Source organism: Duodenibacillus massiliensis (assembly GCF_900128485.1).
Classification (GTDB): domain Bacteria; phylum Pseudomonadota; class Gammaproteobacteria; order Burkholderiales; family Burkholderiaceae_F; genus Duodenibacillus; species Duodenibacillus massiliensis.
Map to the genome: position 1 here is coordinate 354,110 of NZ_LT635859.1, position 25,383 is coordinate 379,492.

Genomic DNA, 25,383 nt, shown 5'->3' on the forward strand with positions numbered 1-25,383 from the left:
TCAATGTCTGTGAAACGCACAACGGAAAACGAGCTCATTGTCGGGCTCGTTTCGATTTCTGACCGGGCCAGTGCCGGCATCTACCGTGACGAGGGGATTCCGGCTCTGGAAGCCTGGCTTACCGACGCCGTCACAACGCCTCTCTCCCTTCATAAGCGCCTCATCGCCGATGAGCGCTACGTGATTGAAAACACCCTGCGTGACCTCGTTGATAACGAAGGCTGTGACCTCGTTCTTACCACGGGCGGCACGGGTCCGGCCCTACGGGACGTGACGCCCGAGGCAACGCTCGCCGTCGCCACCCGCGAAATGCCGGGATTCGGCGAACAGATGCGGCGCATTTCGCTGCACTTTGTTCCCACGGCCATTCTCTCGCGCCAGGTGGCGGTCCTTCGTGAAATTCCGGGGCACGCGGCGCTGATCATCAATCTCCCGGGCCAGCCCAAGGCGATTTCCGAGACGCTCGGGGGCTTTTATGACGATGACGGGCACGTCATTGAACCCGGTATTTTTGCCGCAGTCCCCTACTGCATTGATCTGATCGGCGGCCCCTACATCGAAACGGATCCGGACGTTGTGAAGGCCTTTCGCCCCAAGAGCGCCCGTAAGCCCGAAGCGGCGCCTGCGAAAGAACCCCCTGCGGCGGTTTCCGAGACACCTGCCGCACCGCAGGAAGCTCCGCAGCACGCGCCTCAAATGCCACAGGCTGCCTCCGCGGCTGCAGCCGCCGGCCACGTCCCGGGTTTCCGCGGGCCTGAAGCGGGTTTAACGCCCCCTGTACAGGCACCCCGCGCGCCGCAGAGCGCGCAGAATCCGGCGCACGAAGCCCCTGTGCACGAGCGGCGCGATGACCGGCCGCGCATGAGCCCTGAAGCCATTGCCCGCCGCTCCGTGCAGCGCGGCGTGCCGCTTTTTAACGAGCGCCCCCAGCGCCCTGCGGAGCAGCCTCTCAAAGTTTTTGTAAAAGACTCGACCTCTGACGGCGACATTCCCTGCACCGTGATTTGGCTCCACGGCATGGGTACCGACGCGCATGACTTTGAGCCGTTTGCGCAGGAACTCATTGACTTCGGGGGGCCGGCAGCCCGGTTTTTGTTCCCGCAGGCGCCTGTGATTCCCATTACGGCGCATCAGGGCTGGCGGGGTACCGCCTGGTTTGACGTGCTCTCCATGGATTTTGAAGGACCGGAAGATGAGCGCGGGATCCGCGCCATGCACCAGAAGGTGACGCAGGTCATCAACGAAGTGCTCTCCACGGGGCAGGATCCGCAGCGGCTCTTTATCGGGGGCTTTTCGCAGGGCGCGGCGATGGCGCTTTACAGCGGCCTGAGGCAAACGCGGCCCCTCGCCGGAATCATTGCGCTTTCGGGCTTTTTGCCGCTCGCGCAGACGTTGCCCGCTGAAATCACGGCCGCGGGCCGCGCGACACCGGTCTTTATGGCGCACGGCGCCTTTGACAGCATCGTAAGCCCCATGGTCGCCCGCAAGAGCGCCGATGTGGTGGAAAACTGCGTGCAGACCCTCATCTGGCGCGAGTACAACATGGACCATGAACTCTGCCCCGATGAACTCACGCACATCGCGCAGTTTATGAATACGGCTTTAGAAGGCTGATACGCCTTTTTGCCGTCTTCTCTTCCCGCCTTTTCCTCCAAGGAAAAACGGCGGGAAATTTTTGCTCAGCGTTTGCCGGGCGCGTCTTTTGTCTTTTTGACGGCCGGGTTCTTCTGCTTTTGATCCTTGCCGTCCGTGGCACGGTCATGGGCGGCCTTGGCCGCATCAGTGTACGGGTTTTTAACGGCATCGGAAAAGTCGTATTCGTCGCGCATGATGTTCGTTGTCCTTGCGGGATACGTTGTCGGGAAATCTTTGGGGGCTGTGCTTTTTAACAGCGGGAATTCATCGTCCGGCATCGGAAAGTCCAGAAAGTCCGCACCGTAAAAAGGCTGCGAGCGAAACACCGTTTCTGCGGCCCGCTTTGACCGGATCAAAACTGAGTCCCGGACTTTTGCCGGACACGGAGCTCAAAAGTCTCTCAACGGCGGCCCCGCCGGTTTTTGCAGTTTCCAGATCCGCGTACACCACGAGCGCTTTTCCCGAAAGCACCGCAATGAGATCCTCCCGGAGAAACGTTGTCTAGCCTGCGCCCCTCGGAGCAACGAGAAAGAGTCCGGCGCGTGAGGTGAGAATGTCAGGCTCAAAAAAGCGCCGGGCCAAAGCCAGAGCCAATTCGGGACGGTGAGAAACCGGCATTACGCAAGCCGCACGGACCAGAAAAAATTCAGAACCCCCGATTCTACGAAACCGCTTGCCCGCCTACACGGTTTTGCGGACCGTACTTTCAGACCATGCCCAGCTCTTCGTCAAGTCTCCTCTCTTTGACATGAGTACGGGGTACTTAGTGGGTTTACCCCTGCATAATCCCAACGTTAAGTTTCGCATCAGCTCACAATCGGGTTAAGTCCCTGAAAAGAAGGACTTTCCCCTTTGAGGGCGACACAAACACAAGAACTGCCTGATACACAAAGGCATCAGTCAAAGCAGGAGAATGAAGATGTCCAATACGGATCTCACCCGCCGCGGGCTCTTAAAGAGCTCGATTCTCGGAGCAGCCGCCGCGGGCGCTGCCGGTTTCGGCATGACCGCCACCGCGGAAGCGGCCCCGGCCAAAAAAATGAGCGGCACCTATGACGCGATCGTTCTGGGTGCCGGCCCCGCAGGCCTTATTGCCGCCATTACCGCGCACGACATGGGCGCCAAGGTCTGCGTCATGGAAAAGTGCGACCGTCCCGACGGCAACGCCATTTACGCCCTGGGGTCAGTCTGCGGCTGGGGTACGCGTCATCAGAAGGAACAGGGTATCACCGATACGGCCGACGCCTTCTACGCGATGATGATGGACATCAGCAAGCAGATGGGTGATCCGGCCTTAAACCGCACCTACACCGACAACATTTCCGCAGGCATTGACTGGCTCGAAAAGGATATCGGCGTTAAGTTCGGCAAGATCCGTCCGATGCCTTATCCGCGTCTCGGCCGCACCTGCCGCGTGGTGGGTGATAAGAGCAAGGGCATGACCGGGGGCGCTGCGCTCGTTCAAAAGCTCCTGGAAGCCTGCGCCAAGCGCGGTATTGAAATCAAGTACCAGCATAAGGCCGTGGAACTTCTCACGAACGAAGCCCTGCAGGTCACGGGCGTCAAGGTTCAGACCCCGACGCGCCAGCTCTACTTCCGTTCACGCGGCGGCGTTCTGATTGCAACGGGCGGCTTTTCCGCCAACCCCGGCCTCGTTGACCAGTACATCGGCGGCTGGGCCACACGCATGGTGCTTCGCGGTTCCCGCCACACCACGGGCGAAAACATTACGCTCACGGCTCCGCTTTTCACGAAGTTTGTGAACATGGATCAGTTCCACTCCGGCCCGATCCTTGGGAAAACCCACGTGAACCCCGCCGATGTTCTCAATTCCGGCTACGGCGTGCAGGTGAACACTTCGGGCGTGCGTTACATGGATGAAAACAACACGTACGTCATTAAGGCCCGTACGACGGCGCAGAAGACTTTGGACAACTACGCCTGGGTGATCGTTGACAGCGACTGCTCGGTGCTGGACCGCGTCATTCCGAAGTTTGATACCTTGAACAACCCCTACGGCAAGGCCGATACGATTGAAGAGCTCTGCAAGCAGGTGAACCTCCCGGTTGCCAAGGTCAAGAAGGTTGTGGACCAGTATAACGAAGCACTTAAAGCCAACAAGCTCGACGAGATGGTTCCGCCCTGCAACTACAAGAAGCCCCATCCGATTGCCAAGGCCCCGTTCTACGCCGTTCCCTTCCAGGGCGGCATGACCGCGACCTTCGGCGGTCCCTTGATCAACACCAAGGCTGAAGTGCAGAACTTGGACGGCGAAAGCATCAAGGGCCTGTACGCTGCGGGTAACTCCGCGGGCGGCATCTTCTTTCACAACTACGCGGGCGGCGCTCAGCTCGGTGCCGCGACCGTGTTCGGCCGCATTGCGGGCGCTGAGATGGTGAAGCGCGCCAAGGCTGCCAAGGCTAAGAAGATCTAACCCAGGGGAGAATTTGAAATGATGATGAAGACTTTTGCTGCCGCTCTCGCCCTTGCTGCGGGTCTTATGCTCGCCGACGGCTCTGCCGTTGCCGCTGAACAGACCCTCCAGCAGTTTCACGGTAAAAACTGGCCCGTTGCCAAAGACGGTTTCGTTCAGAAGAACCAGTGCCTGAAGTGCCACGTTTCCTACGAAGCGCTGGCAGAACAGACAAAGAACGTCACCCCCAACCCCCATGTGTCGCATCAGGGTGCCGTGGACTGCCAGGAATGCCATCAGGCCAATAAGCCCTTTAAGGACGTGAAGCTCATGTGCAACGACTGCCACAACTTCACGCTGAAAAAGAAGTAATCGGCATACATCACCGGCCGGAGGACACTAATCCGGCCGGTCAAAGAAAAACCCGGAGCGCTTTTTACGGCGTTTCCGGGTTTTTTGTCGGTCTTTAAAAACGCGGCTTACGCGTTTTTAAAGTCAACGAGGATTCTCAGCATCCGGCGCAGGGGCTCTGCGGCGCCCCAAAGGAGCTGATCGCCCACCGTAAAGGCGCTGATAAATTCCGGGCCCATCGCGAGCTTACGGATGCGGCCGATCGGAATACGGCGGGTGCCGGAAACCTTAGCGGGCGACAATTCCGCAATCGACTCTTCCTTACGGTTTGGAACCACGTAAGCCCATTCATTGGCGTTATCAAGCAACTTTTCGATTTCCGCCGTGTCAAGGTTCTTTTTGAGCTTGATGGTGAGAGCCTGGCTGTGGCAGCGCATGCTTCCCACGCGCACGCAAAGACCGTCAACGATCAGAGACCCGGCGTCTCCCATAGCAGGAAGCCCCAGGATTTTGTTCGCTTCAGCGCCGCCTTTCCACTCTTCGCGGGACTGACCGTTACCGAGATCCTTGTCAATCCAGGGAATCAGCGACCCGGCCAAGGGGGCGCCGAACGCCTTCTGCGGGAAATCAGGCTTTAAAAAGGCCTGGGTCACGCGGCGGTCGATCTCAAGAATCGAAGAGCCCGGGTGCGCAAGCTGCTCGGAAACGGAGGCATTGAGGTAACCCATCTGCGCGAGAAGCTCACGCATATTCTGGGCACCGGCGCCGCTTGCGGCCTGATAGGTCATGGAGGTGACCCAGTCCACAAGCCCTTCACGGATGAGGCCATCCAGAGCCAAAAGCATCAGAGAAACCGTGCAGTTGCCGCCGATGTAGTCTTTAATTCCGGCCTTAAGGCTCTTTTCAATGACCGGCATATTGACGGGATCGAGAATGATCACCGCATCTTTTTCCATTCTGAGGCTTGACGCCGCATCAATCCAATAACCCGTCCAGCCCTCAGAGCGCAATTTCGGGTGAACGCTCTTTGTGTAATCGCCGCCCTGGCAGGAAATGATGACGTCGCATTTGGCAAGCGCCTGAGTGTCGTTGGCGTCAGAGAGCACGGGCTCGGCGCCCGCGACTTCAGGAGCGGGTTGCCCGGCCTGCGACGTCGAAAAGAACACCGTTTTTTCGACGTGCCGGAAGTCGCCCTCTTCGAGCATGCGGCCCATAAGGACGCTGCCCACCATACCGCGCCAGCCCACCATACCGAGAATCATGATTGTTTCTCCCTTTTTTTGAGTACCGAGTTTGCGTGTGAGAGGGCAACCCGCAGGCTTTAAAGCCCTGTCGCAGACATCTCCCAAAAAAAGCTGCGGCAGCACCCGCGGGATATGCCCCGGTGAAAAATTATTTCAGTGCGTCGCGCACGGCGTCGCCCATTTCCGAGCAGGAAACCTTGCGGCAGCCTTCGCTCATGATGTCGCCCGTGCGAAGCCCCGAAGCGAGGACCGCTTCCACCGCCCGTTCGATCCGGTCGGCGTTTTCGGCCATCCCGAGGCTGTAGCGGAGCATCATCGCAGCGGAAAGAATCGTCGCAATGGGGTTCGCGATATTCTTGCCCGCAATGTCCGGCGCCGACCCGTGGGAGGGCTCAAAAAGGCCCTGGCCCTTGTCGTTGAGGCTCGCGGAGGCAAGCATCCCGATCGAACCCGTGAGCATCGAGGCTTCATCACTCAGAATGTCGCCGAAGATGTTGCCGGTGAGAACGACGTCAAGGGCTTTGGGAGCACGCACGAGCTGCATGGCGGCATTGTCCACGTACATATGTTCAAGCGTCACATCGGCAAACTCTTTGTCGTGCACGGCAATCACCGTGTCGCGCCAGAGCTGGCTCGTTTCAAGGACGTTGGCTTTATCAACGCTCGTGACCTTGCCGCGGCGCTTGCGGGCCGCTTCAAAGGCAACGCGCGCAATGCGTTCGATCTCAGGCACGCTGTAGCGCATCGTGTCAAAGGCTTCAGGGGTACCGGGGAACTGGCCGTCCACCGCCGTGCGGCGGCCGCGGGGCGTACCGAAATAAATGTCGCCGGTCAATTCGCGAACGATCAGAAGGTCCAGGCCGCTTACAACCTCAGGACGCAGGGTTGAGGCACCCACAAGTTCCTTAAAGCACTTGGCGGGCCGAAGGTTTGCAAAAAGCCCGAGGTTCTTGCGTAACCCCAGAATCGCCTGCTCGGGACGCAGACTCCGCTCCAAGGTATCGTACTTAAAGTCCCCCACGGCGCCGAACAAGACGGCGTCGCTTTCCTTGGCAAGTTTGAGCGTTGCTTCCGGCAGCGGATGCCCGTGGTGCGCGTAGGCGACGCCGCCCACATCCGCCGTTTCCATTTCAAAGTTTTCGCCGAGGGCCTTTAAGACCTTGACGGCCTGATCCACAATTTCCGGACCGATCCCGTCACCGGGGAGCACTGCAATCTTTTTCGTCATTTTTTATCTGTCTTTACGTCAAAAGTTCTTCACTGATTCAGCATCTTTGCAAGCCACGGCTTTTCGGCAAGGCGCTTATCCTCAAACGCACGGATCTTGTCCTGGCGCGTGGAAAGCGTGATCCCGATGTCGTCAAACCCGTTCATGATCGCCCAGCGGCGGAAAGCCGAGATTTCAAAGGGCGTGACGGTGCCGTCAGGTTCCGTCACGGTCTGCTTGTCAAGATCGACCGTCAGACGGTACCCCTTGGTCTTTTCGCAGTCGCGGAACAGACGGTCAATCACGTCTTCAGAAAGCACCACGGGCACAAGGCCGTTTTTGAGCGAATTGGAATAGAAAATATCGGCAAAGCTCGGCGCAATCACGCAGCGGAACCCATACTGCAGCAGGGCCCAGGGCGCATGCTCGCGGCTTGAGCCGCAGCCGAAGTTTTTACGCGCGAGAAGGATCTCGGCGCCCTTGTAGCGCGGGAAGTTGAGCACAAAGTCGGGATTGACCGGGCGCTTACTGTTGTCCATCCCAGGCTCGCCCTTATCGAGGTAGCGCCACTCGTCAAAGCAGTTGGGGCCGTAGCCGGTGCGGTAGATCGACTTTAAAAACTGCTTGGGGATGATGGCGTCGGTATCAACGTTGCTGCGGTCAAGCGGAACCACAAGCCCCGTGAGAGTCGTAAATTTTTCCATGATGAATCGTATCCTTACCGGGGCTTAAAAGAGTTTACTCACGTCCACGAAGTGGCCCATCACCGCCGCGGCGGCTGCCATCGCGGGACTCACCAGATGCGTTCTTCCGCCCTTACCCTGACGGCCCTCAAAGTTGCGGTTGGAGGTTGAGGCGCAGCGGTCCCCGGGATTGAGGCGGTCTGCGTTCATCGCAAGGCACATCGAGCAGCCCGGTTCACGCCACTCAAAACCGGCTTTCTTAAAGATCTGATCAAGCCCTTCTTTTTCTGCCTGCAGGCGCACAAGGCCCGAGCCCGGCACAACGAGAGCCTGCTTCACGCCCGGCGCGACGTTGCGGCCGAGTTTGGCGACAACCGCGGCGGCCATTCTGAGGTCTTCAATGCGGGAATTGGTGCAGGAACCGATAAAGACATGGTCCGGCGCAATGTCGGTGATCTTGGTGCCGGGCTTTAAGTCCATGTATTTAAGGGCCCGCTCCCAGCCTTCGCGCTTCACCGGATCGGGCTGGTCCTTGGGATCGGGCACCACGCCGTCAATTGAGGTGACCATCTCAGGCGACGTCCCCCACGTGACCATCGGGCGGATGTCTTCGGCCTTCATTTCAACGACGACGTCAAAGTGGGCGTCTGCGTCACTGACGAGGGTCTTCCAGTAGCTAACGGCCTTGTCCCAATCTTCGCCCGTGGGCGCAAGCGGTTTGCCGCGCATGTATTCAATCGTCTTTTCATCGACGGCAACAAGGCCGCTTCGGGCACCGGCTTCAATCGCCATATTGCAAAGCGTCATGCGCTCTTCCATCGAAAGCGAGCGGATGGCGCTGCCGGCAAATTCAATCGTGCAGCCCGTGCCGCCTGCGGTACCGATTTTGCCGATGACGGCAAGCGCAACGTCCTTACCGGTGATGCCCGCGCCGAGCTTACCTTCCACGCGCACGAGCATGTTGCGGTTTTTCTTCGTAAGAAGCGTCTGGGTGGCAAGCACGTGCTCGACTTCCGAGGTGCCGATCCCGAACGCGAGCGCCGCGCAGGCGCCGTGGGTGGACGTGTGGCTGTCGCCGCACACCACGGTCATGCCGGGGAGCGTCGCGCCCTCCTCGGGCCCCATGACGTGAATGATGCCCTGGCCCTTATCCATGAAGGGGAAGTAGGCGGCACAGCCGTACGTGTGAATGTTCTTGTCAAGCGTTTCCACCTGAAGGCGCGCAATCGGATCGGTGATGCCGTCCATGCCCTTCTCCCACCCCGTGGTGGGCGTATTGTGATCGGCCGTTGCCACGATCGAAGAAATACGCCAGGGTTTGCGGTTTGCCAGGCGCAGACCTTCAAAGGCCTGGGGACTTGTGACCTCGTGCATCAGGTGGCGGTCAATGTAAAGCGTCGTCGTGCCGTCGTCTTCACAGTCAACGACATGTTCATCCCAAAGTTTGTCGTACAGTGTTTTTGCCATGGGGTTTTCTTGTTTTTTGTTGGGTTAATTCGGCGGTCACTCCGAGAATGTCCGCTTTTTTCGGGAACGCAAACTGAGGCTTGCGCCAAGGGAGTTTCAGAAGGCCGTCTCCGCAGTATGCACTTTAGGCGCAAAGCGCGCAAACATTCAGTGTCCGCAGGAGTTTTTCGCCTCTCAAAAATACTAAAAACTACCTAAAAACAGCCCCGAAAACAGCCCGGGGCCTGTACTTTCAGACGTGTTATCCGGGCTGGCTGCTCCGCCGGATGCCGGAAACCAATCGGAAACAAATTGCTCACAAATCTTCTGAGCCCGCCCGCGTAAAATCGAATCAACAGGATGCCCGGGCATCTTCCGACCCATTTACTGCCGGAGACAGTCGTGAAACTACATTCAGCAGCGGCCGCTGCCGCCCTCGCCCTTGTTCTCACCGGCTGCTCCACGGTCGTGGAATTCGCAAGCGACATCGAAGGGGCCCGTGTCACCAGTGCCGACGGCACAACCGCGGGCATCACGCCCGTGCAGGTCACCTACGACAACGATGCGCTCGATGCCGCGCGCGGCGCCGACGGCTGTGCGGCGATTGCCGGCGTAACCTACACGTGGCCCTCGGGTGCAAAAGCAACGAGCGCCAACCCCATCCGGCTTTGCGGAGAGCAGTCAACGTTTCGCGTGCATCTGGAGCGCCCCAAGGACGCACCGGGCCTTGAAACAGACCTTAAAAATGCGCTCACCCGGGCGCAGCAGAGAGAGGCGGCGCTTAAGGCCGCATTGGCCAGAGAACAGGCCGAGCGAGACTTCTACTTTATGAACCGCATGATGTGGGCGCCGATGATGATGCCACCGCCGCCTCCCCCACCGCCGCCACCGCCCCGTCCGCCGCGTCGGTAAAGCTTTGCGCCGTTAAAATACGGGACTTCCTTCTTTTTGACGGCTTTTCAAAGAAGACCATGATTGTTCTCGGCATTGAAAGTTCCTGCGACGAAACCGGTGCAGCGCTCATTAACGATAAGCACGAACTGCTCGCGCAGGCCATTCACACGCAGATTGACATGCACCGCGCCTACGGCGGCGTTGTGCCGGAACTCGCTAGCCGCGACCATATCCGCCGCGCGATTGCCCTGATGGATCAGGTGCTTTCTGACGCGCACCTCACAAAAAAAGACATTGACGCGATTGCCGTCACTGAAGGCCCGGGGCTTGCCGGTGCCCTTTTGGTAGGGTCCTCCGTTGCGCATGCCGCGGGCTACGCCCTGGGCGTACCTGTAATCGGCGTGCATCACTTGGAAGGCCATCTGCTTTCAGCGCTATTGAGCCCCGAAAAACCGAAGTTTCCGTTTTTGGCGCTTCTCGTTTCCGGAGGCCACACGCAGTTTATGAAGGTGACGTCCTTCGGGCACTATGAGCTTCTCGGGGAGACGCTTGATGATGCCGCGGGCGAAGCCTTTGATAAGACCGCGCAGCTTTTGGGCGAATGCTATCCGGGGGGACCCGCGGTGTCGCGCCTCGCGGAAAACGGCACTCCCGGCGCCATTGAACTGCCGCGGCCGATGCTGCACTCGCCGGACCTCAACTTAAGTTTTGCAGGGCTTAAAACCGCGGTCTTAACGACCGTGCAGAAGGCCCCGGATCCCAAAGACGAAACCTTCCGCTCTAATCTCGCGCGTGGCTTTGTGGACGCCGTGGTTGAGGTGCTTACCGCCAAAGCCGCCAAAGCCATGAAGAAAACCGGCATCAAGGATCTGGTGGTCGCGGGCGGCGTCTCCGCGAACAAGCAGCTTCGGGAAGGCCTCATCAAAACGGCCGCCAAACTCAAGGGCCGTGTGTACTTTCCGCCGCTTGCGCTTTGCACCGATAACGGCGCCATGATTGCCGTTGCCGGCATGATGAGGCTTGAAGCAATGACGCCCGAAGAACGCGCCAAGGCGCTTCACCGCTGGGCGTTTTCCGCCAAGCCCCGCTGGAAACTCTCGGAAGCTGCCCGGCCGGATAAAGCGTAAGTACCAAAAGCCGCTTTCCGGGCCGCGTTTGCGATTTGCTTTTTTTCAAAATCTCCGTAAAATGCGCAACTCCGATTCAGAGCGGTTCGCCGCAAAGAAGCGGAAACAATTTGGGAAATGCCGGTGTAGCTCAGCTGGTAGAGCAGCGCATTCGTAATGCGAAGGTCGGATGTTCGATTCCTCTCACCGGCACCATTTCCTCATCCCTTACGGGAAGACAAGAAGCCTTGGCGAAAGCCGAAGGCTTTTTTGTTATCCGCTGCAGTCACCCCGACATCAGCCGCGGATCCTTTGCCGCAGCGGCCGGCAAGCCGTTGAGCTTCCGTGTTGCAGGGATTCGAACCGTCACGGTCTTCATCGTCAGCCGCCGCACCGTCTGACGTTTTGCAGATTGCTGCCTCAGTCCGAGACATACACTCAGACATACATTCGCACCCGCAGGTCATATCAGCCGAAAAGGCTCTTCAACTTACGGCTCAGTTAATCTGCCGGAAATCCCGCTGCTTCACAAATCCGGACAAATTTTTTGCTTTCCGTGCCGGCTCTTGCGAGATTACTTTTTGCTGGAGTCCCTGCTGTCAAGCCACTTGAGATACAGTCCGAACGCTGTAACACCGCACCCAACCAAAAGCACAAGCCAATACGTAAGACTCATCTCTGCCTCTCTGTTAATTCAGAACCCGAAAGCACAAACACAGCAGCTCTCCGGCATCAGCCCAGTTCGGCGTCCGTCAACTGCATCAGCTTGCCGGCCAGAGCCCCTGCTTCTTCAGCATACGGATCAAAAACGGTCACGGCCTTCATCGAGCGCAGCCACGTCATCTGGCGCTTCGCGAGCTGCCGCGTTGCGGCCTTGGCGCGATCGAGAAACGCTTCCCTCGTGCACTCCCCGAGAAGATAATCCACAGCCTGCCGGTAACCCACACAGCGCATGGCCGGGGACTCCCGGATAAAGCGCGGCGACTTCATGAGGTTCTCAACTTCATCCAAAAGGCCTGAAGCCACCATGGCGTCAAAACGCCCGCCGATCACCCGATGCAGGTGTGCTCTGTCGCCGGGCACAAGGCCCACGGTCACAATCGTCGGGTCGGGTTGAGCCTCCCCCTTTTGATAATCCGAAATCGCCCGCCCCGTCTGACGGTAAATCTCCAGCGCCCGGCTGATGCGCTGGCTGTCGTTAACCGCGAGCCGCGCGGCGGTCACGGGATCGACCTCCGCAAGTTTTTCGTGCATCGCGGGCCACCCGAAGGTTTTGCCCTCTTTTAAGACGGCAGCCCTTACCCCGGGGTCAGCCGAAGGCAGTTCGTCAATCCCTTCCCGTAAGGCTTTGGCGTAAAGCATCGTTCCCCCGACAATAAGGGGAAACCGACCGCGCGCGTGAATTTCATCAATAAGCCGCAGGGCGTCGGTGCGAAAGTCGGCCGCACTGTAACTTTCATCGATTTCACGGATGTCAATCAGGTGGTGCGGACAGAGGGCAAGTTCTTCGCGCGTGGGTTTGGCCGAGCCTATGTCCATGCCGCGGTAGATAAGGGCTGAGTCAACCGAAATGATTTCAACGGGGAGCTTGCGGGCCAGGGTCAGGGCAAGCGCGGTTTTGCCGCTTGCCGTGGGCCCGAGAATCATGAGCGCACGCGGCTGCATCACTGACCCCGCAGGAAAAACTTATCAAGCTCTTCAATCGTGATTTCGCGCCAGGTAGGTCGCCCGTGATTGCACTGATCCGCCCGCTCCGTCATTTCCATCTGCCGCAAAAGCGCCTGCATTTCCGGCAGCGTCAGAATCCTGTGCGCCCTCACCGACCCGTGACAGGCCATGGTGGAGAGGCACTTGTTGCGGAGCTCTTCGGTTAAGGACGTCACACCAAATTCCGCCAAATCCTGCAGCACGCCCCGAACGAGCCCCTCCGCGTCGGCGCGGCCGTCCGCAAACACCGCCGGGATACTGCGCAGCGCAAGCGCGTCTTCGCCGGAGCGGCTCACCTCAAGCCCGAGCTTTGTGAGCGTGTCGCCCGCTTCTTCAAACGCGGACATTTCCGCGGCCGTCACCCGAAAGACCACAGGGACCAGGAGCGCCTGCGTGGAAATCGATGTTTTGGCTTCGCGCTTTAAGCGCTCGTAGTTGATGCGCTCGTGCGCGGCATGCATGTCGACAATCACGAGTCCCCGGTCGTTTTCAGCGAGGATATAAATCCCCGCAAGCTGCGCCAGGGCCTTGCCGAGCCGGTAGTGGGGGAGCGCTTTTTCCGCCTGAGGTTCGTCCATTGCCAAAGGCACGTTCCCGGCGTAGGCGGGAGGCTCGGGGACTGACTGCTGCTGAGGCACCGTAAGCATGTCTGCGGCCGTGGTCTCAGTGACAACGGGCGCTGCCGGACGCTCTAAAGGCGCCGGTGCGGCGGGCTTCTCAGTCTGCGCTTCTTTCGGTTTGGTCGCAAAGACGTTAAGCCACTCCGAAGCGGACAGGGGCTTGGGCTTCGTACCGAAACTCTGTCCTGTCTTTGCGCGGAAATTTTTCGGGAAAGAGGCTTCGCGCAGGGCGGCGGCCGACGGTTCATTAATCTGAGGACTTCCGCTCTCTGCCTGCGGTAAGAGTGATGCACCGCTCTCCCCGGTTTCACAGCTTCTGGCAAGCGCCTCGGAAATCGCGCGGCTCACGAAACTGTGCACCTGCGCGCTGTCACGGAACCGCACCTCGGACTTTTGCGGGTGAACGTTGACGTCCACCTTCACCGGGTTGATTTCAAGCATGAGGCAATACAGGGGCTGCACGGCGCCGTGCAGGACGTCCGCGTAAGCGGTTCTCACCGCGTGTTGCAGGACTTTGTCCCTCACAAAGCGGCCGTTTACGAAAAAGTACTGATCGGCCGTGCGGGCTTTGGCCGCGCGCGGCAGCCCGGCAAACCCCGTGATGCGCATGTCAAAACCTTCGGCGGCAACCGCGCGGCTGTTGACCTTAAAGTCCTGGGGCATCACGGCAAAGATGCGTTCTTCCTGCGTTTGTGCTGGAAGAATCAGGGCGCTTTTACCGTCGACCGTCACCCGGAATTCAACCTCGGGGCTTGAAAGCGCCATGCGCTCGATCTGTTCCACAACGTGTGCGCTCTCGGTTCTCACCGCCTTTAAAAACTTACGGCGTGCCGGGGTTTTGTAAAAGAGGTCTTCGACTTCCACGGTAGTGCCGGTGTCCCCGGGCGCCACCGTAATTTCACCGGCAGGCGTGATGCGCTGCGCGGTGCTCATGCCGGCCGTACGGCTTGTCAGCGTAACGTCAGCCACCGAGGCAATCGACGCGAGCGCCTCACCGCGGAAACCGAAACTCGCGACCTTCTCAAGGTCCAGGAGATTACTGATCTTACTGGTCGCGTGACGCGTGAGCGCGAGGCCCAGCTCCTCCGGAGGAATCCCGCAGCCGTCGTCCGTGACACTGATCCGTTTGATGCCGCCCTCTTCCAAGCGCACCTGCACGGTTTTGGCACCCGCGTCCACCGCGTTTTCAACGAGTTCTTTAACGACCGACGATGGGCGTTCAATAACTTCGCCCGCGGCGATTTGGCTGATGAGCTGATCAGGCAGTGCGTGAATATGGCGCACTTCTCGGTTTTCCGTGGTCATGAGGGATGAGTCTTTTCCGTGTGATCGGACGATTATACGGTCACCGGTTCCCTGACTTTACTGCTCTTGGAGTTTCCTCAGATCCGGATCCGTCATAAGCGAAACACGTCCCCCAAGCAAAGTGAGCTCCTCTGCGGTTCTTGCATACTTCATTGAAGAAATGTCATTGGCCTGATCGTAAAAAGAAGATTTCGTCAGTCCCAAAATGCCGCATACCGTGTCAAACATCATGTCGTTTGTGAAAGGCTTTCCGGCATTTTGTCTGAGATTTGCTTCAATTTCGGGATGCGCACGGTTGAAATCCCGGGAAAACAAAAACCACACAGGTATCTGAGCCATGGACCAGGTGAAATGATCCTCATTGTGACCGTAGCTGACAAGTTCCCCATGGTCACTCATCAAAAAAAGCCCCTGAAAATCCGAGCGCTTCCGCACGATTTGGCTGATTTCTCCGACAACGTGATCCGTATAACGCATGGCATTATCGTAGGCGCCGTCCCGTCCTGAATCATCCCAGTGCCGAAACTCGGCCGGATACCTGTTTTTATAATCAACGTGGCACCCCATCAAGTGGATAATCACAAGCGTTTTTCCGGTATCAGCCAGCGGAATTCTTTTAAGATAGGGCAACAAGTCCCCGTCGGGAGAAAGTTTGTCGGAAGCCGCACCGTTTTCTCGGAGCCAAATCTGCTTTTGCGCGTCAGAAGCAATAACACTGGTCGGCGTGTCATAAAAACCGAACCGGCTTTGGTTGGAAATCCACCAGACATCAAAACCCGCCGCCTGCGCCATCTGCACGATGGACGGACTCAGAGCCAAAGAGGAATTTCTGAACTGGTTCTTCGCTGTCAATGCCTCACTCAATGCCGGGACGGTATTGACGCGGCAGGAATACGCATTTCGAAGCAGCAAAACATCTCCGCTCCTGACAGCGTTATCCAACCATGGCGTTGTATTCTTTTCATAGCCGTATGCTGACATGCGTGTACGGGTCATGGATTCACCCACAACAAACACATACAGTCCGCTACGGGGCTCATGCCCGAGACTTTGCAGCCGTTCATTCAGAACTTGACGCTCTTTTGCCTTGGCACTGTATGACACATACTCATCAAACACCTGTCCGGCATCGAAAAATGCACTCAGTCCCGTATTAAAAATAGTTTTTGAGGTCGCAAATAACGCAAGGACAAGCAGCACTGCCAATGCAATCCTGGTCCCCAATCTCGGCGTCTGAGCAAACGGCGGGCGAAAAACCACCCTCAGAAGCAGTGCAAACAGAAAAAGCGAAAGAGCGGCCAAAACAGCAAACTTTCCCTTAAACGACAAAAATTCAACGCTCTCGGAAAAGTTGGTCTGCAACACGGCCAGTACAGCTGATGCTGAAAGAAGGGCTCCTTCCGTCACCCAGTAGAAAAGAACAGATAAAGGCAACAGCAGGGCAATTGCCCAAAGAACAACTGTGAGCCCCCTTGCGGCAATCCGCAGTACCTTACTGCGCAGAAAGCAACTGGATGCCGAAAGAACCACCAACGCGACCGAGACGGACGCCGCCCAGGAGGTCCCCTCTGCGATGGCCCGGTAGTAAGGCTTGATTTCCCCGTGAAAGGCAGGTGCAAACAGCCCCACCAAGACGGCAGGAATCAGCAACACAGCCCACAGGATCAGGGCAACCAGTAAATCAACCTTATCCTTTCGGAACACCAGCACAAACGCAGCAAGCAGACCGGCCGTCATGAGCGTATGCCCCGGCTGCCCCAGAGCCCAGCGCCAGCAGAAGAAAACTGATGAAGGGTTTTACGAAATGAGCAACTGAAACAACTGACCGAAAACGGGAAAATCCAAGGCCGGAGGAGGGGGGGGGGACGTCGATATGATGCACAGAACACAAACTCAAAAATTCTCAGGTTTCGCTATTTTATAAAAATATAACAATTGCTTACATTGGGATTTCCGCTAGATATCGAAAAACGATATCAGCTGATCGTGTAACACTTCTTCTCAGTTCAGACCAACGGCCGATATCACTGCTCCATGCTGTACCGCTATGATTACGGGCATTCGATTAAACAAACGCCCTGTCTGCGCAATGGATTTCCTCTCCCTCGTTACCGAGCTTTTCACCAACGCCGATCATTTTCTTGTGACGCTCGCCACCGAATACGGCTGGCTTGTTTATGCCGCCATGTTCCTCATTTTCTTTCTGGAAACCGGCATTGTGGTGATGGCGTTTCTGCCGGGGGATTCACTGCTTTTTGTGGCGGGAACCGTTGCGGCTGCAGGCACCATGAGCCCCTGGGGGCTGATGCTTGCGGTCATTCTCGGAGCGTGCCTCGGCAATACGCTCGGCTTTCACACCGGGCGCTGGCTCGGTAACCGCATCTACGACGGGTCAATTCGCTGGATTGATGCGAAGAAACTCCAGAAAACGCAGGTTTTCTACGAAAAGCACGGCGGCAAAACGATTATTCTCGCGCGTTTCGTGCCGATCGTGCGTGCCTTTGCGCCGCTTGTGGCCGGTGCCGCCAAGATGAGCATGGGTCGGTTTGAACTTTATTCGGGCTTGGGGGCCGTCATCTGGGCCGTGGGTCTGATCGGTTTGGGTTACCTCTTCGGCAACATCCCGATTGTGAAGAACAACCTTTCGATGATTCTGCTTCTGGGCGTAATTTCCGCGGCTTCAGGGCCCGTGATCGTGGCCCTGGCCTGGAAGTATCTGCATACGCTAAAGATCTTTCAGCAGAAAAAAGACGCATCAGAGCACTGATTGAGCAAGACTCAGAGCTGACTCAATCGCCTTATCCATATCGTAGTAGCGGTACTGTCCCATGCGTCCGCCGAAAAGCACCTTGGACTGCTCTGCGGCTTTTGCCTGATACTTCTGATAAAGCGCCGAATTACGTGCATCGTTGACTGGATAGTAAGGCTCTGCGCCCGGTGTCCAGGTCATCGGATATTCACGAGTGATAATGGTCTCTGGTTGCGTACCGTGCACAAAATGCTTGTGCTCAATGATGCGCGTGTAAGGTGTTTCACGGTCTGTGAAGTTCATCACCGCGACGCCCTGATAATTATCCGTTGCCAGCAACTCATCCTCAAAGCGCAGACTACGGTACTCCAGATGGCCGAGCTCGTAGTCAAAAAATGCATCAATCGGCCCGGTGAAAAGCACTCGCTCGGCCGAAGCATTGAGCACCTCCCGATCTTTCAGGTAATCAATGCCCAGTTCAACCTCAATCCCTTCGAGCATTCTCTCCACGAGCTTTGTGTAGCCCTCAACCGGAATTCCCTGGTAAGCATCGTTAAAGTAGTTGTTGTCAAAGGTCATCCGCACCGGAAGACGCCGGATGATGGAAGCAGGCAGCTCCGTGCATTCACGCCCCCACTGCTTCTCGGTATACCCCTTGATGAGTTTACGGTAGATGTCCGGCCCCACCAGACTCACGGCCTGTTCTTCAAGATTGCGGGGCGTTGTGATCGTTTTACCGGCTTCAGCCTTTTGATCTTCAATCTTTCGGCGGGCCTCCTGCGGTGTTTTCACACCCCACATTTGGTAGAACGTGTTCATGTTAAAAGGCAGGTTAAAGAGCTCACCCTTAAAGTTGGCCACCGGAGAATTGACGAAATTATTAAAGGCTCCGAACGCATTGATGTAATCCCACACGGCTTTGTTACTGGTGTGGAAAATATGAGCGCCGTACCTGTGAACCATGATGCCGTGCTGCTCTTCGGTGTAAATGTTCCCGGCTAGGTGATTGCGGACATCGATCACTTTGACCTTTTTTCCGGCAGCACGTTTGGCTTCATGTGCAAACACAGCTCCGAAAAGGCCGGCTCCGACAACAAGAAAATCGTACATACGATGTGTCCTCTGCAAAAATCTCAGTTCTGGTTTTTCTGTTTAAATTTGCGTGTGAAATACCAGCGCGCTAAAGCCGGACAATAAAGCAGCAGCAACGCGTAAAGTTTTTTGGAACCCCGCAGGACGCTCACCAAACTCACTTCTTTGTTCCATGTCAGCCAATCCGTGCGCCAGCGCTCGAAAAACCGCATGGCAGCATCATGGCTTAAACGCGCAAAATTCCAACGGTAACCATAAAACGAAACCCGCGGAATGAGTGTTTTGAGGGTAATCCAGTCATCTCTTTCTCTGCAGAAGCGGATGATCTCGGCCCATTCGTCCGCGACGCAGGAAATCTTCTTATCCGACTTAACGGAATTATTGGCATGCTGTCTGTAATGCAGGAATAAGTCCGGCAGAAGCATGAAACGCCGGCAGCAGACAAATGTCTTGAATGCAAATCCCGTATCCTGAAAACTTGCTCCGGGCGTAGGCAAAAACGCAATACCGTTTTCGATCAGCATGGAACGACGGTAAATTGAAGTCCAAATTGCGGGCGGAGCAAAAATAACCTCGGTCTCGCGAAGAGGCGTGAACACAGTATTGAAAGGAACCTTGCGGATTTCACAAGGTGTGTCAACGCCGTCCTTGTAAGACCAATATTGAGACCGGCAGATATCGAGGTCATTGGCCTTGGCTGCGCTGTAGAGCTTTTCAAACATCCCGGGTTCAACAAAGTCATCCGACTCCACAATGCCGATGTACTCACCGCGAGCCATTTCCAGGCCCTTATTCATGGAGTCACCATACCCGGAATTCTTTTTATCAAGCACACGGATACGGCTGTCGCGCGCGGCAAACTCCTGAATGATGTCAAGCGTATTGTCAGTTGAACCGTCGTTAATACAGATAATTTCAATCTCTTTGAGTGTCTGGCCGACAATACTTTCTAAACACTCCCGGACAAAGACCGAAACGTTGCAGCACGGCACCAAAACCGACACCTTGACGGTGTCTGCTCTTTTTTCAGACATACATTCCTCGGGACTTAAGGTTTCAGGCACATTATCCCAAAAGCATCGCGTCTCCGACAGCCACGTCCTTACCGGCCCGCTTCTCAAAGAGATCCAAAAGATCAGGCACGGCGAGCGTCTTTTTCACATCCCCCGGAATATCTTCCACCACGCGCCCGGCATGCATCATGATGAGGCGATTTCCAAAGCGCAGTGCGTCACGCATATTGTGCGTGATCATGAGGGTGGTGAGGTTGTGCTGACGGACGATGCGGTCAGTGAGCTGCAGCACTTTTTCCGCAGTCTTGGGGTCAAGCGCGGCGGTGTGTTCGTCAAGCAGTAAAAGTTCGGGGCGCACAAGCGTAGCCATCAGAAGCGTCACCGCCTGACGCTGGCCGCCCGAAAGCAACCCCACGTGCGCGGTCATCCGGTCCTCAAGCCCCAGGTCGAGTTCTCTCAACATCGCCTTAAAGCGCTCGGTCTGTTCGCCCTGAGAGCTCCAGCGCAGCCCCGGGCGCTTGCCTCGGCGCGCGGCCATCGCGAGGTTTTCCTCAATCATCATGCCCGCGGCCGTTCCCTTCATCGGATCCTGAAAAACGCGGCCGATAAAGCGGGCCCGCTGGTATTCCGGCATCTTCGTAACGTCGGTGCCGCTGATTTCAATGCGGCCCGTGTCAATCGGAAAGACGCCTGCCACAGCGTTTAAAAGCGTTGACTTACCGGCGCCGTTGGAACCGATCACGGTCACAAAGTCGCCGTCTTTGAGCGTCAGATCCACGCCCTGCAGGGCCTTTTTCTCGTTGACGCTGCCCGGGAAAAATGTTTTATGAACGTCTTTAACGATGAGCATTTTCTTTTTTTCCCGGAAGTTACTTCACGATGCGGCGCAGTTTCAGTTTGCCTTTTAACATCGGCATGGAAAGCGCAACGGCCACCAGTACGGCGGTAAAGAGCTTGAGGTCGTTCGGGGGCATCCCGAGCTGCAGCACCACGGCAATCACAAGGCGGTAGACGATCGAGCCGAGAATCACGGCAATGAGGCAGTTTTTAAAGCTTCGGGTGCCGAAGAGCACCTCACCGATAATGACGGAAGCAAGCCCGATCACAATCGTGCCGGTTCCCATACCGACGTCGGCAAAACCGTTGGACTGCGCAACAAGCGCGCCTGAAAGCGCCACGAGAAGGTTGCTGATCAAAAGCCCCAGGATCACCATGGTGTCGGTGTTAATCCCCTGCGCCCGGGCCATCTGGGGATTAAAGCCCGTTGCGCGGATGCTTGTGCCCAATTCCGTACCAAAGAACCAGTAGATGGCGCAGCCCACCAGAATGACGGCAACAAGGCCCACAATGAAAGTGGCCTGAGCGTCCGTGAGCCCCCAGTCCCTCACGAAACTAAAGACCGTGTCAACGCGAAGAAGCGAGACGTTGGCTTTCCCCATCACATGCAGATTAATCGAGTAAAGCCCGATCATCGTGAGGATACCGGCCAAGAGAGCCGGGATCTTGAGTTTGGTGGTTAAAAGCGCCGTAATGACGCCCGCAAGGGCCCCTGCGACCGCCGCGAAGATAAAGGCGGTGCCTATGCCGTAGCCTGAAGCGAGCACGGTGGACGCTACCGCTGCTCCCAGCGGAAACGTGCCTTCAACCGAAAGGTCGGCAATATCGAGCACCCGAAACGTGATGTAGACACCCAGGGCCATCAGGGCCCACAAAAGCCCCTGCGCTACGGTCGGAATCAGTAAGTCAAGCATCGCTTTAGCTTCACTTCAAAAAGAAAGAGTCCCGCTTCCCGCACGCCGGAAAACGGGACGGAGTCAATAATTATTGAACGGTTTTGGCGGTCTTTGCGATCGCTTCAGGAATGGTGATGCCGAGTTCCTTCGCGACCGTCGGGTTTACCACAGCCGTAAATTCCGTCTGGTACTGAATCGGCATGGTTTCGGGCTTGCCCTTCCCTTCCAGAATATCGGCGCCCATGTTGCCTGCGAGTTTTCCGATCGTGTAGTAGTCAATACCGACCGTGGCAAGCGCGCCGTTTTTAAGAAGCGCGGCTTCCCCCGGAATCACGGGGATCTTGGCTTCCTTGGTGATGCGGTAGAGCGTCGGCATCGCTGAGGCCATCACGTTATCAGTGGGCAGATAAATCGCCTGCACCTTACCCACAAGGCTTTGCGCGGTCTGCTGCACGTCGTTTACGCTGGAAACCGTGGCTTCCACGAGTTCAATGCCCTTCTTTGCGAGTTCTTTTTTCGCAAGTTCCACCTGAAACTGCGAATTGATTTCCGAGCTGTTGTAGATCGTGCCGACGGTCTTCGCGCCCGGCACAAGCTGCGTGAGAAGTTCAATCTGCGCCGCAATCGGGTTCATGTCGGAGGACCCCGTCACGTTCGTGCCGGGCTTGGCGTTGTCTTTGACGAGCTTTGCAACCGCAAAGTCCGTCACCGCCGTTGCCACAATCGGAATCGTTGTGGTGGCGTTGGCGGCGGTCTGAGCCGCAGGCGTTGCAATCGCGAAAATCAGGGGGTAGTTGTGCGAAACGAAGCGCTGGGCGATGTTTCTAAGGTTCGACTGATCAGCCTGCGCGTTTTGCTGGTCGATTGCAAGCTTGATGCCGCGCGCCTTTAGGGCGTCGACAATGCCGCGGTTGGCGTCATCCAGTGCCGAATGCTCCACAAGCTGCACGATGCCGATCGTCTGTTCGGCGGGTTTTGCCACCTCCTGCGTCTTTTTATCCCCGCAGCCGGAAAGAACCGCCGCTGCGGCAGCCACCAGAACCGCCGCTTTCTGCCAGCGCTTGAAATGCATGTGTTTCTCCCTCAGAAATTGTTGCAGCGGTTCTCTTGCCCCGCACAAAGGGGCTGAAAGCCCCTGATTTTCTCATTATGCCCAAATCTTGGAAAAAGATGGGGAGCATAAGAAGCCCGGCAGGCCGAGAAAGCAGAAGTTGGAGTTTGTGGGACCGAAACGCCCGCGCGGGCGTCCCCGTAAAGTTACACCGGCCGCCAGCTCTGCTGCGACGCCTGCCTAAGCGGCTATAGTTCCACACGTTGGGAAACTTTTAGTCACGGAAGTTCCTTTATCAAGACAATTATTATTGATTTCGTGTTGTTTTTCAATTTTCTCAGGGAGTCAATTTTATCAACCTCCCACGGAAGGCACGTGTCCGTAAAAAGCGAGGCCTCCGACAAGCACCTTCCTATGATGACGATAAAACCCGAACGTCAGTTGCAACGATCTGTGTGAATTTTCCTTTATTTGAAAGGGCCCTTTCGTATAATCACCGCAACACATGGTGACTGCAGCCGCTTCAAATTCTCGGTCTTGAAGCAGCGCTTTTTGTGCAGACACCCCTTTGAAATTTGGAGTTACTGTAATGTCTGATGTGATTCACGCCCCGGTTCTCATCCTGGGTTCCGGCCCTGCCGGTTATACCGCTGCAGTTTACGCAGCCCGCGCTAATTTGAAGCCCGTCATCATCACCGGTATGGAACAGGGCGGTCAGCTCATGACCACCACTGAAGTTGACAACTGGCCCGGCGCCCAAAACGGCATCGAAGGCCCGCAGCTGATGGCAAACCTTCAGGCTCACGCCGAACGTTTCCAGACGAAGATCGTCTTTGACACGATTCACACGACGCATTTGAACGAAAAGCCGATCCGCCTGGAAGGTGACCTCAACAACTACACCTGCGATGCCCTCATCATCGCGACCGGTGCTTCCGCGAAGTACCTGGGGCTTGAGAGCGAAACCAAGTACCGCGGCCGCGGCGTCTCGGCCTGCGCAACCTGCGACGGCTTTTTCTACAAAGGTAAGCCGGTTGCGGTCGTGGGCGGCGGCAATGCCGCGCTTGAAGAAGCCCTCTACCTCTCGCAGATTGCCTCGATCGTGCACCTCGTGCACCGCCGTGACACCTTCCGCGCCGAACCCATCATGGTTGACCGCCTGATGGATACGGTCAACGAAGGCAAGATCGTGCTGCACACCCCCTACGAAGTGAAGGAAGTGCTCGGTAACGACAATGCCGTGAACGCCCTTGCAATCCGCAACACCGAAAACGACACGGTTGACACGATTACCGTGGACGGCGTCTTTATCGCGATCGGCCACAGCCCCAACACCAAGATCTTTGACGGCCAGGTCACGATGCAGGACGGCTACATCGTCACCGAAACCGATCCGAGAGCGCGTACTGCGACTAACATTAAGGGCGTCTTTGCCGCTGGCGACTGCGCTGACCCGATCTACCGTCAGGCAGTCACCAGCGCCGCTTCGGGCTGCAAGGCCGCGCTTGACGCGCAGCGCTACCTGGAGTCGCTCGGCAAGTAATTCATTGAAAATGAAGGTGTACCTATGGGAAATGCATTTGACGCTTTAAAACCGATGGCTGCGGAACTCAAAGCCCGCCATCGTGAACGAGCTGAAGAAAAACTTCGGCAGGAAAAAGTAGAGCAACGCATTGCCCAGGGTACACTGGATTTTTTAAAGGAAATGAACCGTACGGGCGTGCGCGCCGCGCAGGGCGTAAAGCTCTCCGCAGCGAGTAAAGACGCCGACATCAGCTTTGCCGCCGCGATGAAAAAAGCGGGAGTTGAGCCGCTCGGAAATGACAAACGCGCCCAGCACGAAAAGAAAAAGCCCGCTCCGGTGCCGCAGCAGACAATTGCCGACAACAAAGCGGTGCTTGCCGAATCCTTAAGCGACGAAGCCGATTCGATCGAGTTTCTCGAAAGCGAAGACGGCCTTTCCTTCCGGCGTCCTGAAGTGGGGCCGGATGTGCCGCGCGACCTCAGACGCGGCCGCTGGTGCGTTGTGGGGCAACTCGACCTTCACGGGATGTTTGTGGAAGAAGCCCGCGAAGCCGTGATTGACTTTATCCGCAAGTCACAGACAAACGAACGTCTCTGCGTGCGCATCATCCACGGTAAGGGCAACAGCAACCCGGACCGTCAGTCCATTCTCAAGGAAAAAGTGCGCCGGTGGCTCAAGCAGTTTGACGCCGTCGTTGCGTTTGCCGAACCCTATGAAAGAGACGGCGGCGCGGGCGCGACCATTGTACGCCTCAAGCCCCTGCCGCACCCGAGCGTACGTAACGCCCGGCAAAACGGTTAAAAGGGGTCATATCCCTTCACCGGAATTTCCGGAAAATCCGGATACCCCACTCCCACGAGATATAGCCCTGCAGCGTCAAAAGTGGGCGCTGCAGCGGCTCTTTCCTTCGCTTCAAGCACTTCTTTCATCCACTCAGGCTTCTCGCGTCCCACGCCCACGTAAATAAGCGACCCCACGATATTTCGCACCATGTGCTGCAAAAAGGCGTTTGCGGTGAGTTCAATGCCGATATAACGGCCTCGACGCACAATATTGATTGCCGTCATCGTGCGCACCGGGGTTGCCGCCTGACAGTCCGCTGCACGGAAACTTGAGAAGTCGTGTTCCCCGATAAGGCAGGCCGCGGCCTCGCGCATCCTCTCTTCATCACACGGCCGCCACACCCAGCCCGTGCGCCCGAAATTAACGGCCGAGCGGATCCGGTCGTTCAGAATCCAGTACTGATACGTCCGGCTGCGCGCGGAAAAACGCGCATGAAAACGGTCGTTTACGGGCACAGCCCAGCGGACCGCGATATCGTCGGGCAAAAAGGTGTTAAGTGCCCTCTCCCAGGAAGTGACCGAACGCTCACAGTCCGTATCAACGTGCACCACCTGGCCCGTGGCATGCACGCCGGCGTCCGTGCGGCCCGCGCAGATGGTGCCTGCGGGCTTCGTGAGAAACCGCTTTATGGCGCGTTCCAGCACGTCCTGCACCGTACGGCCGTCAGGCTGCGTCTGCCAGCCGTTATAGTGCGTGCCCGTGTATTCAATACCGAGCGCCGTGCGGAAAGCCGCCTCCGGCGCGTAGGGAAAGCGTTCCTGCATCC

The 25,383-nt window shown here is 57.1% G+C and carries 23 protein-coding genes and 1 tRNA gene; 10 read left to right on the forward strand and 14 right to left on the reverse strand.

Annotation, left to right across the window (positions count from 1 at the left end):
• Positions 1-3 precede the first annotated feature (3 nt).
• Entirely contained in the window at positions 4-1,614 is a 1,611-nt protein-coding gene (gene mog / locus BQ7486_RS11635) for a molybdopterin adenylyltransferase (RefSeq protein WP_143183046.1), read from the forward strand.
• A gap of 65 nt (positions 1,615-1,679) precedes the next feature.
• On the opposite strand, the gene BQ7486_RS04605 is transcribed toward mog, so the two are convergent.
• On the reverse strand, positions 1,680-1,991 hold the full coding sequence (locus BQ7486_RS04605; protein WP_143183047.1) for a hypothetical protein: 312 nt from the start codon (positions 1,989-1,991) through the stop codon (positions 1,680-1,682).
• 563 nt (positions 1,992-2,554) lie between these two features.
• Between BQ7486_RS04605 and BQ7486_RS04615 the strand changes: the two genes are divergently transcribed.
• The gene (locus tag BQ7486_RS04615; protein ID WP_074009253.1) at positions 2,555-4,069 is read left to right on the forward strand and encodes an FAD-dependent oxidoreductase; all 1,515 of its coding nucleotides are present in this window, start codon (positions 2,555-2,557) and stop codon (positions 4,067-4,069) included.
• An 18-nt stretch (positions 4,070-4,087) separates the two neighbouring features.
• Positions 4,088-4,420: a cytochrome c3 family protein gene (locus BQ7486_RS04620; RefSeq protein WP_022373615.1), complete on the forward strand. Its 333-nt coding sequence runs from the start codon at positions 4,088-4,090 to the stop codon at positions 4,418-4,420.
• Between the two features lie 107 nt (positions 4,421-4,527).
• Here BQ7486_RS04620 and asd read toward each other — a convergent pair whose 3' ends face one another.
• The 4 genes from asd to leuC form a co-directional block, all read right to left on the reverse strand.
• Positions 4,528-5,661: an aspartate-semialdehyde dehydrogenase gene (gene asd / locus BQ7486_RS04625; RefSeq protein ID WP_074009255.1), complete on the reverse strand. Its 1,134-nt coding sequence runs from the start codon at positions 5,659-5,661 to the stop codon at positions 4,528-4,530.
• 130 nt (positions 5,662-5,791) lie between these two features.
• Positions 5,792-6,871: a 3-isopropylmalate dehydrogenase gene (gene leuB, locus BQ7486_RS04630; RefSeq protein WP_074009116.1), complete on the reverse strand. Its 1,080-nt coding sequence runs from the start codon at positions 6,869-6,871 to the stop codon at positions 5,792-5,794.
• A gap of 29 nt (positions 6,872-6,900) precedes the next feature.
• The gene (gene leuD, locus BQ7486_RS04635; RefSeq protein WP_074009117.1) at positions 6,901-7,554 is read right to left on the reverse strand and encodes a 3-isopropylmalate dehydratase small subunit; all 654 of its coding nucleotides are present in this window, start codon (positions 7,552-7,554) and stop codon (positions 6,901-6,903) included.
• A 24-nt stretch (positions 7,555-7,578) separates the two neighbouring features.
• Complete coding sequence (leuC, locus tag BQ7486_RS04640) at positions 7,579-9,000, reverse strand: 3-isopropylmalate dehydratase large subunit (RefSeq protein ID WP_074009118.1); 1,422 nt, start codon at positions 8,998-9,000, stop codon at positions 7,579-7,581.
• A gap of 381 nt (positions 9,001-9,381) precedes the next feature.
• On the opposite strand from leuC, the gene BQ7486_RS04645 reads away from it, so the two are divergent.
• The 4 genes from BQ7486_RS04645 to BQ7486_RS11905 all read left to right on the forward strand — a co-directional run bounded on the left by BQ7486_RS04645 (position 9,382) and on the right by BQ7486_RS11905 (position 11,380).
• Entirely contained in the window at positions 9,382-9,891 is a 510-nt protein-coding gene (locus BQ7486_RS04645) for a hypothetical protein (protein ID WP_143183048.1), read from the forward strand.
• 59 nt (positions 9,892-9,950) lie between these two features.
• Positions 9,951-11,000, forward strand: coding sequence for a tRNA (adenosine(37)-N6)-threonylcarbamoyltransferase complex transferase subunit TsaD (gene tsaD / locus BQ7486_RS04650; protein WP_074009256.1), 1,050 nt, complete (start codon positions 9,951-9,953; stop codon positions 10,998-11,000).
• A 119-nt stretch (positions 11,001-11,119) separates the two neighbouring features.
• Positions 11,120-11,195, forward strand: a tRNA-Thr gene (locus BQ7486_RS04655).
• 32 nt (positions 11,196-11,227) lie between these two features.
• Positions 11,228-11,380, forward strand: a complete 153-nt coding sequence (locus BQ7486_RS11905) for a hypothetical protein (RefSeq protein ID WP_154666309.1) — start codon at positions 11,228-11,230, stop codon at positions 11,378-11,380.
• A 331-nt stretch (positions 11,381-11,711) separates the two neighbouring features.
• On the opposite strand, the gene miaA is transcribed toward BQ7486_RS11905, so the two are convergent.
• From miaA to BQ7486_RS04670, 3 genes are read right to left on the reverse strand one after another with little or no spacing between them, the layout of a single operon-like run.
• Positions 11,712-12,644: a tRNA (adenosine(37)-N6)-dimethylallyltransferase MiaA gene (miaA, locus tag BQ7486_RS04660; protein WP_074009120.1), complete on the reverse strand. Its 933-nt coding sequence runs from the start codon at positions 12,642-12,644 to the stop codon at positions 11,712-11,714.
• Positions 12,644-14,611, reverse strand: coding sequence for a DNA mismatch repair endonuclease MutL (mutL, locus tag BQ7486_RS04665; RefSeq protein WP_074009121.1), 1,968 nt, complete (start codon positions 14,609-14,611; stop codon positions 12,644-12,646). Before mutL ends, miaA begins: the two co-directional genes overlap by 1 nt.
• Before the next feature lie 57 nt (positions 14,612-14,668).
• A complete protein-coding gene (locus BQ7486_RS04670; RefSeq protein ID WP_074009122.1) occupies positions 14,669-16,348 on the reverse strand; it encodes a phosphoethanolamine transferase in 1,680 nt (559 codons plus the stop codon).
• Between the two features lie 352 nt (positions 16,349-16,700).
• On the opposite strand from BQ7486_RS04670, the gene BQ7486_RS04675 reads away from it, so the two are divergent.
• Positions 16,701-17,378, forward strand: coding sequence for a VTT domain-containing protein (locus BQ7486_RS04675; protein ID WP_074009257.1), 678 nt, complete (start codon positions 16,701-16,703; stop codon positions 17,376-17,378).
• Here BQ7486_RS04675 and glf read toward each other — a convergent pair.
• The 5 genes from glf to BQ7486_RS04700 form a co-directional block, all read right to left on the reverse strand.
• A complete protein-coding gene (glf, locus tag BQ7486_RS04680) occupies positions 17,367-18,470 on the reverse strand; it encodes a UDP-galactopyranose mutase (protein ID WP_074009123.1) in 1,104 nt (367 codons plus the stop codon). The genes BQ7486_RS04675 and glf overlap by 12 nt on opposite strands.
• Positions 18,471-18,493: 23 nt before the next feature.
• Positions 18,494-19,486, reverse strand: coding sequence for a glycosyltransferase family 2 protein (locus tag BQ7486_RS04685; RefSeq protein ID WP_143183049.1), 993 nt, complete (start codon positions 19,484-19,486; stop codon positions 18,494-18,496).
• A gap of 31 nt (positions 19,487-19,517) precedes the next feature.
• Positions 19,518-20,315 (reverse strand): ABC transporter ATP-binding protein, encoded by a 798-nt coding sequence (locus BQ7486_RS04690; RefSeq protein WP_022373333.1) that lies wholly within the window; start codon positions 20,313-20,315, stop codon positions 19,518-19,520.
• A gap of 19 nt (positions 20,316-20,334) precedes the next feature.
• Complete coding sequence (locus BQ7486_RS04695) at positions 20,335-21,216, reverse strand: ABC transporter permease (protein WP_074009125.1); 882 nt, start codon at positions 21,214-21,216, stop codon at positions 20,335-20,337.
• A 70-nt stretch (positions 21,217-21,286) separates the two neighbouring features.
• Positions 21,287-22,270, reverse strand: coding sequence for an ABC transporter substrate-binding protein (locus BQ7486_RS04700; protein ID WP_074009126.1), 984 nt, complete (start codon positions 22,268-22,270; stop codon positions 21,287-21,289).
• A gap of 568 nt (positions 22,271-22,838) precedes the next feature.
• Here BQ7486_RS04700 and trxB point away from each other — a divergent pair.
• Both trxB and BQ7486_RS04710 read left to right on the forward strand, forming a co-directional pair.
• Complete coding sequence (trxB, locus tag BQ7486_RS04705; protein ID WP_074009127.1) at positions 22,839-23,792, forward strand: thioredoxin-disulfide reductase; 954 nt, start codon at positions 22,839-22,841, stop codon at positions 23,790-23,792.
• A gap of 24 nt (positions 23,793-23,816) precedes the next feature.
• Positions 23,817-24,575, forward strand: a complete 759-nt coding sequence (locus BQ7486_RS04710) for a Smr/MutS family protein (RefSeq protein WP_084765672.1) — start codon at positions 23,817-23,819, stop codon at positions 24,573-24,575.
• On the opposite strand, the gene truA is transcribed toward BQ7486_RS04710, so the two are convergent.
• Positions 24,572-25,381, reverse strand: coding sequence for a tRNA pseudouridine(38-40) synthase TruA (gene truA, locus BQ7486_RS04715; protein WP_074009128.1), 810 nt, complete (start codon positions 25,379-25,381; stop codon positions 24,572-24,574). The two genes, BQ7486_RS04710 and truA, sit on opposite strands and share 4 nt — an antisense overlap.
• Positions 25,382-25,383 lie beyond the last annotated feature (2 nt).